Genomic DNA, 14,094 nt, shown 5'->3' on the forward strand with positions numbered 1-14,094 from the left:
ACCTTTTAACTGTTGGACAGACTGATTCGTAAAGCGGCTGCCGACGCGAAGGGCGCCAGCGTCAGAGCCAGAACCAGAAACGCCCCCATCAGTGCCAGCTGTCCTGCCACCGGCGCCCCCTCAGAGGCAGCCATCACCGTACCGGTACCAAAAATCAGCACGGGAATGTACAGCGGAATGATCAATAACGACAACAACACACCCGCCGCCCGCAAACCCAGCGTTAACGCCGCCCCGATGGAACCTATCAGGCTGAGCACGGGTGTTCCGATGAGCAGCGTTAGACACAAAACCGCAACAGAGTTCCCCTGCAGGTGCACCATTACTCCAAGAACCGGCGCCAGCAGAACCAGTGGCAGCCCCGTCAGCACCCAGTGCGCCATGGATTTGGCCAATACCAGCAGGAACAGTGGTTGGGGCTGAAGCACCAGTTGCTCCAGCGTGCCATCATCAAAATCATGCCGGTAAAGATGGTCCAGCGACAGAAGCACTGACAATAATGCCGCCACCCACAGGATACCGCTGCCGGCCTGCTCAAGGAATGACACTTCCGGGCTAACCCCGAGGGGAAAAAGAGTTACCACCATCACGAAAAACAGTAACGGATTAAGCAAGTCCTGAGGCTGGCGGAGCGCAATTTTCAAATCCCGGACAAAGACTGCCTTCATGGCCGTTGCCGTGCCCACTGACACATCGGGAGAGCGCAGATTAACGGTGAATTCAGCGGTCATAGCCGTCGCCTCCACCCAGAGTCACCCTTTGCATTGCGGGCAGGCGCAAATCGTGGTGCGTTGTAACGACGATAGCACCGCCATTCTCCACCCTTTCTATCAGCAGTTTCTCCAGAGCAGCGACCCCGTGAATATCAATCGCGGTGAACACTTCATCCAGTATCCACAGGGGCTCATCAGCTATCAGCAGTCTGGCCAGGGCAACCCGGCGCTGCTGGCCAGCGGAAAGGCTGTGGCACGGCACCGCCTGAAATCCACCAAGCCCGGTACCTTCCAGTGCCTGCCAGAGCACCTTGTCTGGCACTGACCGGCGACCGGCCATCAAGGCCCGGAGATTTTCAATGGGAGTCAGCAGTGGCTTGATACCAGGACGGTGTCCGAGATAGAGCATATTGCGAAGGAAATCTTCCCGGTACCCGTCACGTCTTTGACCCCGCCAGAGCAGATCACCACTGTAACTGTCGTTCAGCCCCGCCAGAATTCGCAACAACGTGGTTTTACCGGAACCGTTAGGGCCCTCGACACGGATCAGAGTACCGGGCAGTATGGAAAATGAGAGGTCCCGGAACAGTACCCGGTCATCACGCTCACATTCAAGATTGACAGCCTGTAGTAACGGCTCAGACATCGGGGCCCCAGGGCTATGAACTTTACTGACCCGGCGGGTTCAGGCGTTTAGAACGGCAATACTTGCCAACCGGGCGTATTATAACGAAAGCGTCCCGGGAATACTCTTGTCTGACATCAAAACAGTGACAATGAAATTACCAAACGGCACCCCCGCAACACCCCCTAAAACAGAAGCGCCTGTGCCGGCCCCTTCCAGGCCGTCGGGGGAGCGATCCTTGGCAACGCCGGACGCCGCCTCCGCGAGGGTACAGCTTGATCAACTCAAGCTCGCCAACCGGGAAGCCACACTGGCACGGGTGGCGGAAGTGATCAACCGCCAGTCATCCGCCGGCGCGCAGTTATTGCTGGATATCCGCGGCCAGTCGCTGACTGTTCAGGCTGCCATTGGAGATACAGCGCTGGAAACCGGTGATTGGGTCAAGGTGATGCGCGCAGGCAACGAGTTGCAACTGATGGGCAAACTTGCGCAGGCTCCGGAAGCCGGTATTGCGCGGGCGCTGGCCCAACGCCTGCCATGGCAACAGTCCATTGATGCCGGCCTGGCGAAGCTTGTGGCGGCGCTGACTCAGGGCGTGAAGCAAGACCCACTGCCCGGCCAGCTGCCGTCGTCAAGGCCGGCACAGCCGCTCCCGGAAGCTGCCAGGCAGGCCATTGAGCAGCTGGTGGCCAGGCTGCCTTCCGGAAGCCAGCTGGCGCCCGGCTCCGGCAATCAGGCGACTTCAATCCAACAGGTACGACAGTGGCTTTCGGAGAGCGGGTTGTTTGCCGAGTCACGCCTGGTCCAGAGTCCTTCCCCCCAGCTTCCGGACCTTAAGCTGGCCCTGGGAAGAGTCATTACGGCACTGCTTGCGAATCAGGGCAGTACCCCCGAGCAGTTCAACCGGCTGACGCCCATATCAACCCCGGAGCTGATGCAGCCCCCCCTGCAGTTTCCACAGCCTCTGACTGCGCCGGTGGCCCGGAACGATGGCGAGCCTCCCAGCGTCGGGCAGATGCTGCGTTTGCTGGCGGGGATGCTTAACCGTATTACGGTCAATCAGTTACACAGCCAGGTTCTGACTACCCGGGGGGGAGGTGATACGGCAGCACCGGCCTCGACCCTGCTTCTGGACCTGCCATGGCTGACGCCCCAGAATGAGCCCAGGCTTGCACAACTCAGAATCGAACAGTATCCGGAAGAGCAGGAATCACAAAGGAACACCTCCCCATCGGCATCAACCGAATGGCGGCTGTCGCTGGCCATGGACCTGGATGAGGCGGGGCCACTGCACTTTGATATTGCCTTGCGCCAACAGGCGGTCAGCGCCCGGGTATGGGCGGAAAAACAGGCCACCTTGCGCACCGTGAACCAGGAACTCCCCGCCTTGCGGCAAAGCCTGTCTGACCTTGGCCTGGAGGTAACCGAGCTGGAATGTCGCCGCGGAACGCCCCAGAGCAGTGTTACCCGACTTGAACACAGACTGGTGGATACACGAGCATGACAGCAGACAGACAGCACCGGGACAATCGAGCAGCCGTGGCACTTAAATACGATGGTGAAACGGCCCCTACTATCAGTGCGACCGGCACCCACGAACTGGCCGAGGAAATCATCCGCATTGCCCGCGAACACGACGTGCCGCTTTATGAGAATGCGGAACTCGCCAGCATCCTGGCCAGGCTTTCGCTGAACGAGGAAATCCCGGAGTCTCTGTACCGGGTTATCGCCGAGATTCTGGCATTTGCATTCCACATCCGCGGGCTTACGCCCGGCGACCGCAAGCCAGGCGCCGGGGATACCTCAATGGATCAGTGAGCGCAGCGCCCATACCTGCTGCCAGTGCTCACCACGCCGCGGTGCTACGGCTGTGTCGAAATAGTGTTTCAGTCGCCGCCGGTCCTCCGGCTGGTCCTTGAGCGCCGAACCGATAATATGGTGCATCAGCTGCTCCACCGTCATGGCGCCACCGCCGTAATACCAGGCATTCAGGCTGGCCGCATGGGCTACGGACACTGCTTCCGCCGTCGACAGTGCGGAACCCGCGAGCCGGTCAGTACTTCGGCCATCCAGGGTCTGCCCGTTGCGGAGTTCGTGGAACATGGTTACCAGGATCTCGACCACCGATTCATCCGGTTCCACGTTGATACCGGCCCGGTTGTTGGCCTTGCGGACCTCCCGGAGAACCACGCCCATTTCATCCGACAGGTTGCGGATCGGGCGGATTTCCTCGAAGTCCATCCGCCGTTTCAGTGCAGCGCTCATCCGGTTTACACCTTCGTCGATGCTGTTGGAGGTCGCAATCACGTTGAAGCCTTCCCGGGCCAGTATCACCCCTTCCTCGCCGGCCAGCTCCGGAATCACAACCACTCGGTCTGAAAGCACAGACAGCAGAGCATCCTGCAGCGCCTGCGGGCAGCGGGCAATTTCCTCGAAACGAACCATGCGCCCTTCCATCATGCCTCGCAGCAGGGGGCTTGGCACCAGCGCCTTCAGGCACGGCCCTTCGGCACGCAGAACCGACTCGTTCCAGCTGTACAGAAGCTGTCCGACCTGGCTCACCGCCCCGCCCTGGAGTGTCAGGGTTGAACTGCCGGAAATAGCCGCTGACAACAGTTCCGACAACCATGACTTGGCCGTGCCGGGTTCGCCGACCAGAAGGCATCCGCGACTGGTACACAGCGATATGATAATCCGCACAACCATCGCCCGGTCGGCGACGAATTTCTGTTCAATGCCGAGCTTCTCGTCCCCCAGTACAAATTTTTCCACCGCACGGGGGGACATCTGCCAGCCAGGAGGAACAGGCCCATGGTCCATGCCTTTCAGCTTAACCAGCTCTTCGGCGTAAACTTCTTCTGCCGGCTCGCGCTGGGCGGCTTTGCATGCCTGATTACTGCTGCTCATACCTGGCTCCTGCGGCCACCACGGATTTCTGGCGCCATACGCTCCTGCGGGAGGATACGTGGCAGCTCCGAAAGCGGGATAATGCCTTCAATAACAAGGTCCAGCGCGCTGTCTCGCATGGTTATCAGACCAGCATCCAGGGCCCGCCACCGCAGCTCGCCTATCGGCGGCTGACTGGAAATGGCATTACGGATGTCGGAATCCACTTCCATATATTCCACGATCGCCACCCTACCGCGGGTACCTCGTCCGTTGCATTTGTCACAGCCGGTGCCCCCGAAACACCGGAAGTCTGCCGGCGGGCCGTCCGGAAACACCTCGGACAGAATGGCCACGTCCGGTTTCGCCGGTGTTCGACAGTGCTTGCAGATACGTTTGGCAAGACGCTGGGCGATGACCGCCAGCAGCTCTCCGGCAATCGAGTTGGGGTGAACACCCAGGTCGTACAGACGCTGCAGCGAATCCACGGCATCATTGCAGTGCAGTGTCGACAGCACCACATGGCCCGTCTGGGAGGCCCGAATCGCCTCCATCGCCGTCTCCTGATCGCGGATTTCACCAACTAGGATGACGTCCGGATCCTCGCGCACAAACGCCCTCATGGCATCAGCAAAGCCAAATCCGATCCGGGCCCGCACCCGGGTTTGCTGGATGTTGTCAATGGAATACTCGATCGGATCCTCAACGGTAATGACCTTTCGGCGCCCATCGTCAGCCAGAGTCTGTAATCCGGCGTAGAGTGTGGTCGATTTCCCGGAACCGGTCGGCCCGACAACCAGCACCAGGCCGGCAGGGTTATCCAGCAGGCGCTGGTACCTGGCACCAATCATCGGCGACATGCCGAGCTCGGCAATGGTCATTGCACGCCCGGTCTGCGGCAACAGCCGGATGATAGCGTGCTCGCCGTGAAGCGAAGGCTGGGTCTGGATACGCAGATCGTAGGCCATGTCACCCAGTTGCAGGCGTGAGCGTCCACCCTGGGGCAGCCTGTGCTCGGCAATATTCAGCTCGGCCCTGAGCTTGATCACGTTGATCACCCCTTTAATTTCCCGGGGTGACAGCTGGTACTGGGGCAGGTCGTGAAGATCACCGTCTACCCTGAGGCGGATGCGGACCCGGTCCTGATACTGCTCTATGTGGATATCACTGGCCTTTTCGCTGACAGCATCCATCAGAATGGCTTCGTACACTGACACCAGGTACGGGCTTACATGCCTGTTGTTGGCGTCATCACCCCTGAGCTGGTCAGTGTTGGGCTTGTCATCCGCACCGGCACTGTGATCAGCGACAAAGCTGCACCCCTTGGCAGTAAGATCCAGAGCGGACCAGATCCGACGGAAATCAGTCGGCGTGACCAACAGGCAATCGATCTCCTGATTTGGGGAGAGACGCTCGAGCTGGTCAGTCCTTGCATCCGGATCGTCGGTTACAACCGTAATTTTACCGTCATCCTCGGTAATCGGGACCAGGCGCGACAGGTCCAGAAAGGTCCGGGAAAAGCGCCGGAACAGTGCCGGATGGAGGTTGGGGAGAACATCATCGGCCTCTTTGAAATCCATGCCCCGCTGCCGGGCGAGGGAGCGGTAGAGGTCGATCTCCTCAAGATTCAGTTTGCGCCGGAGCACCTCCAGCAATCGGCCATTCTGCTTGGCGGCCTCGGCTTTTGCCTCCGCCAGGATTTTGTCATCCACAACACCCTGGTCAATCAGGATCTGCTCGACATTGCGGTTAAAATCCACCCAACCCAGGGTGCGAACCCGTTCCAGATCCGTTTGCCGGCGCACAAACATCGCCAAGCTTGGCACGGGGCCGGCACGACCTTCCAGGCTGATCAACCTGCCACCTTCCCGCAGAAAACGGGCCATGGTGCCCCACTTGCTGACAAATGTAGTACACAGAACCAGGTCACAGGGCTGGTCAGGTTCAGGCGCGTCTTCAACGCCTGCGACCACCACATCCACATTGTGCATGCCAAGCCGGAAAAAGCGCTGCCTGGCAGCGTCTGCGACCGCCGGATTCTTCTCCAGGTATATTACCCGGTGTGCCAGTTCCGAGAGCACCGCAGCGAGGTAGCCGGAGCCACCGCCCACATGCATCACCACCTGGTCCGGTTCGACTTCGGGCATCAGGGAAAGGATGTGCCTGACGGTTTCTTCGCGGGGAATGGAATGGCCGGTTATGGATGGGATCAGATCGGAACCGGCAACGAAATCATGGCGGGATACAGACCTGAGGGCCTCAACGGCCCTCGCGTAAACTCTCTTCATTCAACAGCGTCCGTAACAGCATGGTATCAGGCCGCCTGACGTTTTCTGAGTGCTGACACCAGCTCGGCCTCGGGACGTGAAATTCCGCACGTATCCATAAGATCTTCGATATCGGCACCAAGATCAACCAGTCTTGAGGCTTCATCGTAAGATATTCTGAGGGGGTCGTTCTGGCGCATTTCGTCGAGCATGCCCCGCAGCTCATGAAGCTGGCGCTCACAGGTCACTACCCGCTGGCCTACCCCCATACTGCCGCTGGCGGTCGCATGAAGCTCCCGGCCCAGGATCTCGCATCGCTCCTTGATTTGCGCTTTCAGCTTTCGGTTTTCACGGCGCAAAAGCAGACCCTGTACAAATAGCAGGCCCAGTGCGCAGGTGGTCAAAAGCCACGGAGCCAGGGAAGAGATATCTGCAAACATGATGGACGTCCTCGGTTGATTGTTCCACGGGGCTTCCATCCTGCCTGCCAGCCGGCAACAAAACCGGCGCTACAGTGCGGAGACTTCAGCCCATTCGTGGTCTGACAACATCTTGTCGAACTCGACCAGTATGATCAGCTCGCCGTTCTTGTTACACACACCCTGGATAAACTTGGCACTTTCCTCGTTCCCCACATTGGGTGCAGTTTCTATTTCACTGGCTTTCAGGTACACGACCTCGGCCACGGAATCCACCAGAATGCCCATAACCTGGTTGGACGACTCCATCACCACAATACGTGTTGAGTCGGTGACCTCCGCATCCGCCAGACCAAAGCGACGACGGGTATCGATTACCGTGACCACGTTGCCCCGCAGGTTGATGATGCCCAGAACATAATCCGGAGCACCCGGAACCGGCGCGATTTCGGTATACCGCAATACTTCCTGGATCTGCATGACATCAATGCCATAGGTTTCGTCATCCAGCCTGAAGGTTACGTACTGCAGTACCTGATCATCCTGGGCCTGATTTTTCTGTCCGCTTGGGGATGCCATAGCCTTGTATCTCCTGTGGGCCGCCCCTGCGGGCAACCTGATCGTCAAAAATTCATCATCAGTGCCCCAATACTATATTCAAGGGCACAAACCGTGCCAGCATCGCACGGTTTCATTCAGTAACCGACGGTTGCTAGCTCAGATCGAGGTGATGTTCGCGCTCGGCCCGCACCAGCAAGTCCGCCATGGTTTTTACATCAATCAGCGCGCACATGTGATCAATCACCGTACCCGCCAGCCAGGGCCGCTTGCTGCGCGCCGTTCGCCAGCGCACCTCATCCGGTTTCAGGGTAAAGGACTGGGCCACGCCGTCACAGGCCAGACCCCACTCACTGCTGTCCAGCCGGATAACAAACCGGTAGTTATCCCTGGCATTGGCCGGCGTACGGCCCGCCATGATCCACTCTGCAGTGTCCACCACCCGTAGGTTATGATCCCGGTCCGGTCGCATGCCCATATACCAACGGGGGCTGCCGGGAATCGGTTTCACTGGCTCCTCGATGCGGTGAATGGCGCCCAGCAGAATCAATGGCACCGCGAGCTGGAGCCCCGCGACCGAAAAGATAAGGCACTCGAAGGGTTTGTCCGACCATTCGGGCCGCCCCGGTGGTTCCGCCTCCGGTGGCGACGGAATATCTGCGACCTTCTGCTCCTTAATCGGCGGCGGCGCAACTTCTGGCGCTTTTTTAGCGACAGGGGCAGGCCGGGGCGCCACACGGGTACGCTCGCGAGCCACCGGTTTCGGCGGTTCAGGCTCTTGCTGTCGCGCGGTGTCCGTTGCCGTATGCAGCAATTCGTCCAGATAACTGGCAATGGCTGACGACGGGTCCGCCACCTGCGTCAATTTCTTGTCAGGCATGCCGGCGCTCCGCCACTGAACCGGTGATGTCCTGCAAGTCACTTAACAGACGAACATAGGCTCTGACACCGTGAGTCTCCGCTTCCAGTGATGAGGGTGTGACTCCAGCCTGGCTGGCATCGCGGAACTTGGTATCCACGGGAATGGCGAAACGCCAGAGAGCATCGGCGTGACTTTTTCGCAACTGATTAAGGCTCTTTACCGAGGCCTGGGTACGCCGGTCAAACAGGGTTGGCACAATGGTGTAAGAAAGCTGATTTTTCTGGGATCGCATAATCATCTTGAGCGTGTGCAGCATCCGCTCCAGACCCTTGATGGCGAGAAACTCGGTCTGTACCGGAATAATCAGGTGCTGCGCGGCGGCAAGTGCATTCACCATCAGCACTCCCAGAGACGGCGTGTTATCCAGCAGAACGTAGTCGAAGTCATCCCACAACTGGGCCAGTGCGCGGGAAATAATCAGCCCCATGCCTTCGACTCCCACCATTCGCCGTTCCAGGGTTGCCAGCGCGGTGCTGGCCGGCAGCAGTGACAACCCCGGGCAGCTGGTTTCCGTGATCAACTGGGCAGGCAAGCCATCAGGTACCTTACCCTGATGCTGGAAAAGATCAAACACACTGTGGGCGATGGTGTCCGGGTCATACCCGAACCAGCTGGTAAGTGAGCCATGAGGATCCAGATCCACCACGAGAACGCGCTTGCCATTTTCGGCCAGCAGACCACCCAACGCCACAACCGACGTGGTTTTACCCACTCCGCCTTTTTGATTGGCTACTGCCCAGATTCGCACGCTGCATTCTCCAGAAATATCTGCTCCGGAAACGCCGGAAACCGTAGGGAGTTATCGGCCGTCATCCGCTCAACTTGAAAACAATTCGGCAAGGGATTGCCGGCATTAATGATGTACGGGAGTTAATACAGATATTATGCCAACTTGCCTATAAGGACCTTCCTCAGCATCGGGCAAGTCGCTGACTGCAAAGTGCTTATCTCATGGCACCGCGGATGCTGGCGTCCCTGGAAATCAGCAGAACCACGCGGCGGTTGCGGCGGCGGCCCTCTTCGGTATCGTTACGGGCCACAGGCTGGTACTCGCCGTAGCCCACGGCCGCCATCCGTTCGGATTCAACCCCCTCCATCGACAACATACGCACGACTGCCGCAGCCCTGGCAGCCGAAAGCTCCCAGTTGGAGGGAAAGGCATTGGTCCGTATCGGGAGATTGTCGGTAAAGCCTTCTACGCGGATGGCATTGTCGCGATTGCGCAGCACACCGGCGATTTTTTCCACCACCTCGAAAGCATCGTAATGGGGCTCCGCATCACCGGTGGCAAACAGCAGGCTGTTACGCAGACTCAACTCCAGCCAGTCATCGCTGGTTTCCAGCGTTACCACCCCCTGGTTGATCAGCTCGTCAAATTCCAGGGCAAGCTGGTCCGCCATGGCACGAAGTGCTTCTGTGCGGCCCTGCTCACTCATCGACGGGTTCTGAGGGGCTTCGGTGACCGGGGGATCAATGACATCCTCAGCCGCCTGGGGTATTGAACGGCGGGGCTGGTCGCCTACTTCGATGGGCTGGAATGAGCGCTGGGGCGCGTTGAAGACACCGGTCAGAGTTTCCGACAACACTTTGTACTTGCCCTCATTAACCGAGGATACGGAATACATCACCACGAAAAATGCGAATAGCAGGGTGATGAAGTCAGCGTAGGAAATCAGCCAGCGTTCCTTGTTGTGGAGATCATCGTCCTGGCGTCTGCGACGTCTCACAAGAAGCCCCGAAGCCGCAGTTCAATGGATTTGGGATTTTCGCCTTCAGCGATGGCAATAATCCCGTCAATCATCATGTCCTCATATCGGGTGCGCTCCCGGAGGATGCCCCGCAATTTGTTGGCAACCGGAAAGAACAGCAGGTTGGCCAGTGCCACACCATAGATAGTGGCGACGAAAGCAGTCGCAATGCCGCTACCGAGGGACTGGGGGTCCTCGAGGTTGGTCATCACCTGGATCAGCCCCATCACCGCGCCAATAATGCCAATGGTGGGTGAATAGCCTCCCATGGCCTCGAATACCCGGGCGGATTCCAGGTCCCTCTGTTCCCGGGATTCCAGATCCACCTCCATGATGCTGCGGATGGTTTCCGTTTCAGCACCATCAACCAGCAGCTGCAGCCCCTTGCGGGCAAACCGTTCAGATTCTTTCTCAGCCAGTCCTTCCAGCCCCAAAAGTCCTTGTTTGCGGGCTTTCACACTCCAATCAATGACCTTGCCAATACCATCTTCCAGACTGACGTAGGGTGGAAAAAACACCCAACGTGCCTGCGAACAAGCCCTTTTTAACAGTGGCCAGGAAGTCTGAAGGATGGTCGCTGCGAGCGTTCCGCCAATAACAATCAACGCCGCCGGGCCGTTAAACAGGGAACTGATCGCGCCCCCTTCCAGCAGATTCCCGCCAAGGATGGCGACGAATGCCAGAATAACGCCCAGCAGGCTGAGAATATCCATCAGATCACCCCTTCAGCCAGGCGGGGACCAATGTCTTCGAGGGCAAGGACCTCGTCCGTCAGGCCGGCCTTGGCCACAGCCATGGGCATGCCATAGATCACCGACGTTTTCTCATCCTGGGACCAGATATCGGAGCCACTCTGTTTCATCAGCCGGCAGCCTTCCTTGCCATCCGCTCCCATTCCGGTAAGTATCACGCCCAGCGTCTTGCCCGGAAAACTGCGTGCCAGCGAACCAAAGGTGACGTCTGCACACGGCTTGTAGTTAAGGCGGTCATCACCGGGCAGTATCCGTATCCTGCCCTTACCGCCCCGGTTTTCAATCATCATCTGCTTGCCGCCGGGGGCCAACAGGGCCAGCCCCGGTTTCAGGATGTCGCCATCAGCAGCCTGGCGAACCTCAATCTGGCAAAGCTTGTTCAAGCGTTCGGCAAATGCGGGAGTGAAGCTTGCAGGCATGTGCTGAATCAGCACCAGCGGCGCGGGAAATCCCGCCGGCAGTGCAGTTAAAACCCGCTGAAGTGCAACCGGGCCACCGGTAGAAGTGCCGATAGCAACCACACTGTAGTGCTTGGCAGACCCACGGCGAACGGTGTGTCGGGCGGGCGCTTTTTGCTCCGGTGCTGGCCGTGGTGTTTCACGGTCCGTGCGAGGGCTTACAGGCGTTGGGCGTTTTTCCGGGGCGGGTCGCGTTACCGGAGCCGCTGCTGGGGAAGGAGCGGATTTTGCCCCCGGCCGGCTGCCCGCCACATCCATTATGCGATCGATCAGAATCTTCTGCAGTTGGCTTGAGTCTCTGGCTATTTCCTCGAAATTCTTCGGCAGAAAATCGACAGCGCCCGCTTCAAGCGCATCCAGGGTAACCCGGGCACCCTCATAGGTTAGGGAAGAAAACATCAGCACCGGAACGGGGTGCCGCTTCATGATCTCGCGGACAGCGGAAATACCGTCCATCACCGGCATTTCGTAATCCATGGTGATGACGTCGGGCCGCAGCTTATCCGCAAGCTCAACACCTTCACGGCCGTTTGTGGCAGCGCCGACCACTTTGATCTGACCGGAAGCGGTCAGGATTTCCGTCAGTCGCTTGCGGAAGAACCCTGAATCATCAACGACCAGGACAGAAACCGTCATCCATTTCTCCTAAACCCGGGCCCGCCGAAAAGCTGTCAACCGTAGTTCTGCAGCAGGCTTGGAACGTCAATTATGAGTGCTATACGGCCGTCACCAGTGATCGTTGCACCCGCCATACCGGGTGTTCCCTGCAGGGCCCGGCCCAGAGGCTTGATCACTACTTCTTCCTGGCCAATCAACTGATCAACGACGAAGCCGACGCGGCGGGTGCCCATAGCGACGATCACCACATGGGCATTTTCCGGCTCCGGTTCTCCTGCCGCACCTTTCACCAGCCAGCGCTTGATGTGGAACAGCGGGAAGACCTTGTCACGGACCACGATACACTCGCGGCCGTCAACGATATTCTTTTTGCTCAGATCCAGGTGGAAAATCTCGACCACGTTGACCAGCGGCAAGGCGAAGGACTGGTCGCCAAGCATGATCATCAGCGTGGGCATGATGGCGAGAGTCAGTGGCACCTTGATGATGATGCGCGAGCCTTTACCCAGCTCCGACTCCACGCTCAGCTGGCCGTTAAGCTGGCCGATCTTGGTCTTGACCACATCCATGCCAACGCCGCGGCCGGACACGTCCGATATCTGGTCCTTGGTGGAAAAACCAGCGGCGAAAATCAGGTTGTAGCATTCCGCGTTGGTCAACCGGTCCGCGGCATCCTGTTCATAGATGCCTTTCTCGACCGCTTTGCGCCGCAGCACATCCGGGTCCATCCCCGCGCCGTCATCCTCTATGGACAACAGGATGTGGTCACCCTCCTGCTCTGCGGACAGAATCACTGTGCCCTGGCGGGGTTTGCCCGCTTTTTCACGGACATCCGGTGTTTCAATGCCATGGTCAACTGAGTTGCGCACCAGGTGAACCAGCGGATCAGACAATGCCTCTACGAGATTCTTGTCCAGATCGGTATCTTCGCCGTGCATCTCAAGGTTGATCTCCTTCTTGAGATTACGCGCCAGATCACGAACCACCCGTGGGAAGCGGCCAAACACTTTCTTGATCGGCTGCATTCGCGTTGCCATCACCGCAGACTGGAGGTCCGTGGTGACGACATCCAGATTCGAGACGGCTTTGTGCATATGCTCGTCTTCGCTCTGGGCTCCCAGGCGCTGCAGCCGGTTACGCACAAGTACCAGCTCACCCACCATGTTCATGATGTCATCAAGCCGTTTGGTGTCGACCCGTACCGAGGTTTCCGCCACTGGTGCGTTGGTATCCCTGGACGGCATCGCAGGAGCTGCGGACGTAGAACCGCCCTTGCCCTCTGCCTGCGGCTTTTTGTCTGCAGGCGCCGGAGAGGCGTTTGAGGTTTCTGCCGTCGGGCTACCGCCCTTGCCATGCAGATCGTCCAGCAGTTTTTCAAACTCGTCGTCGGAAATCAGGTCATCTGCGCCACCTACGCCGGTTTGGTCAGACTCTTTCGGCGTTGAATCGTCAGCCTTGACGGACTCTGGCGGACCGGCGAACTGGCCCTTGCCATGAAGCTGATCCAGCAATGCTTCGAATTCGTCATCGGAGATTTCGTCATCGCCGCCGTTGGACTGGCTATCGCTCGCGGGTGTGGCCGGAGAACTGCTTTTGTCATCGTCCAGGGCGTCCAGCAATTGCTCGAATTCATCGTCGGTGATGTCACCGTTGTCCGCTGGGCTTGCCGCTGTCGCCGATTCTTCCTGCTCAGTCGGTTTCTCCGCTGCCGGGGCTTCTCCCGCAGGTTTCGCCAGTGCATCCAGGGCAGCAATCAGTTCGTCGGGAGCGGGAGTCAATTCTTCATGGTGACGAACCTGCTCGAACATGGCGTTGACATGGTCCAACGCTTCCAGCACTACGTCCATCAGTTCCGAGTCTACCTTGCGCTTGTGATTGCGCAGAATATCGAACACGTTCTCTGCGGAATGGCAACAACGAACCAGGGCATCCAGCTGAAGGAATCCGGCACCGCCTTTTACAGTGTGAAAGCCACGGAAAATGGCGTTGAGCAGATCACTGTCGTCCGGATGTTGCTCCAGGTCGACCAGTTGCTCGGACAGCTTTTCGAGTATCTCGCCTGCTTCCACAAGGAAGTCCTGCAGGATCTCTTCGTCGGCATCAAACGCCATGGGTTACCCTCTTTTCC

General features: G+C 58.6%; 14 protein-coding genes. 2 read left to right on the forward strand and 12 right to left on the reverse strand.

Annotated elements, in window-relative coordinates:
• Positions 1 to 5 precede the first annotated feature (5 nt).
• Together ccmB and ccmA are read right to left on the reverse strand one after the other, a co-directional pair.
• Positions 6 to 668, reverse strand: a complete 663-nt coding sequence (gene ccmB, locus M8010_RS13535; RefSeq protein WP_250092712.1) for a heme exporter protein CcmB — start codon at positions 666 to 668, stop codon at positions 6 to 8.
• Between the two features lie 52 nt (positions 669 to 720).
• Positions 721 to 1,359 (reverse strand): cytochrome c biogenesis heme-transporting ATPase CcmA, encoded by a 639-nt coding sequence (gene ccmA / locus M8010_RS13540; RefSeq protein ID WP_250091993.1) that lies wholly within the window; start codon positions 1,357 to 1,359, stop codon positions 721 to 723.
• 130 nt (positions 1,360 to 1,489) lie between these two features.
• On the opposite strand from ccmA, the gene fliK reads away from it, so the two are divergent.
• Complete coding sequence (fliK, locus tag M8010_RS13545) at positions 1,490 to 2,842, forward strand: flagellar hook-length control protein FliK (RefSeq protein ID WP_250091995.1); 1,353 nt, start codon at positions 1,490 to 1,492, stop codon at positions 2,840 to 2,842.
• On the forward strand, positions 2,839 to 3,156 hold the full coding sequence (locus M8010_RS13550) for an EscU/YscU/HrcU family type III secretion system export apparatus switch protein (RefSeq protein ID WP_250091996.1): 318 nt from the start codon (positions 2,839 to 2,841) through the stop codon (positions 3,154 to 3,156). Before fliK ends, M8010_RS13550 begins: the two co-directional genes overlap by 4 nt.
• On the opposite strand, the gene M8010_RS13555 is transcribed toward M8010_RS13550, so the two are convergent.
• From M8010_RS13555 to M8010_RS13600, 10 genes are all read right to left on the reverse strand, one after another.
• Positions 3,142 to 4,245 (reverse strand): ATP-binding protein, encoded by a 1,104-nt coding sequence (locus M8010_RS13555; RefSeq protein ID WP_250091998.1) that lies wholly within the window; start codon positions 4,243 to 4,245, stop codon positions 3,142 to 3,144. The genes M8010_RS13550 and M8010_RS13555 overlap by 15 nt on opposite strands.
• Positions 4,242 to 6,512: an ATPase, T2SS/T4P/T4SS family gene (locus M8010_RS13560; RefSeq protein ID WP_250092000.1), complete on the reverse strand. Its 2,271-nt coding sequence runs from the start codon at positions 6,510 to 6,512 to the stop codon at positions 4,242 to 4,244. Before M8010_RS13560 ends, M8010_RS13555 begins: the two co-directional genes overlap by 4 nt.
• Before the next feature lie 26 nt (positions 6,513 to 6,538).
• On the reverse strand, positions 6,539 to 6,931 hold the full coding sequence (locus M8010_RS13565) for a DUF2802 domain-containing protein (RefSeq protein WP_250092001.1): 393 nt from the start codon (positions 6,929 to 6,931) through the stop codon (positions 6,539 to 6,541).
• 69 nt (positions 6,932 to 7,000) lie between these two features.
• Positions 7,001 to 7,489 carry a chemotaxis protein CheW gene (locus tag M8010_RS13570; RefSeq protein ID WP_250092003.1) on the reverse strand — a complete coding sequence of 163 codons (489 nt, stop codon included), beginning with the start codon at positions 7,487 to 7,489 and terminating at the stop codon, positions 7,001 to 7,003.
• A 133-nt stretch (positions 7,490 to 7,622) separates the two neighbouring features.
• Positions 7,623 to 8,348, reverse strand: a complete 726-nt coding sequence (locus tag M8010_RS13575; RefSeq protein WP_250092005.1) for a chemotaxis protein CheW — start codon at positions 8,346 to 8,348, stop codon at positions 7,623 to 7,625.
• Positions 8,341 to 9,138 carry a ParA family protein gene (locus tag M8010_RS13580; RefSeq protein WP_250092007.1) on the reverse strand — a complete coding sequence of 266 codons (798 nt, stop codon included), beginning with the start codon at positions 9,136 to 9,138 and terminating at the stop codon, positions 8,341 to 8,343. The genes M8010_RS13575 and M8010_RS13580 overlap by 8 nt, the downstream gene beginning before the upstream one ends.
• A gap of 196 nt (positions 9,139 to 9,334) precedes the next feature.
• Complete coding sequence (motD, locus tag M8010_RS13585; protein ID WP_250092009.1) at positions 9,335 to 10,117, reverse strand: flagellar motor protein MotD; 783 nt, start codon at positions 10,115 to 10,117, stop codon at positions 9,335 to 9,337.
• A complete protein-coding gene (locus M8010_RS13590; RefSeq protein WP_250092011.1) occupies positions 10,114 to 10,851 on the reverse strand; it encodes a flagellar motor protein in 738 nt (245 codons plus the stop codon). Before M8010_RS13590 ends, motD begins: the two co-directional genes overlap by 4 nt.
• On the reverse strand, positions 10,851 to 11,984 hold the full coding sequence (locus M8010_RS13595) for a protein-glutamate methylesterase/protein-glutamine glutaminase (protein ID WP_250092013.1): 1,134 nt from the start codon (positions 11,982 to 11,984) through the stop codon (positions 10,851 to 10,853). Before M8010_RS13595 ends, M8010_RS13590 begins: the two co-directional genes overlap by 1 nt.
• A gap of 35 nt (positions 11,985 to 12,019) precedes the next feature.
• Positions 12,020 to 14,077, reverse strand: a complete 2,058-nt coding sequence (locus M8010_RS13600) for a chemotaxis protein CheA (protein ID WP_250092015.1) — start codon at positions 14,075 to 14,077, stop codon at positions 12,020 to 12,022.
• Positions 14,078 to 14,094 lie beyond the last annotated feature (17 nt).

Origin of the sequence: Marinobacter sp. ATCH36 (assembly GCF_023555055.1) — a bacterium.
GTDB lineage: Bacteria > Pseudomonadota > Gammaproteobacteria > Pseudomonadales > Oleiphilaceae > Marinobacter.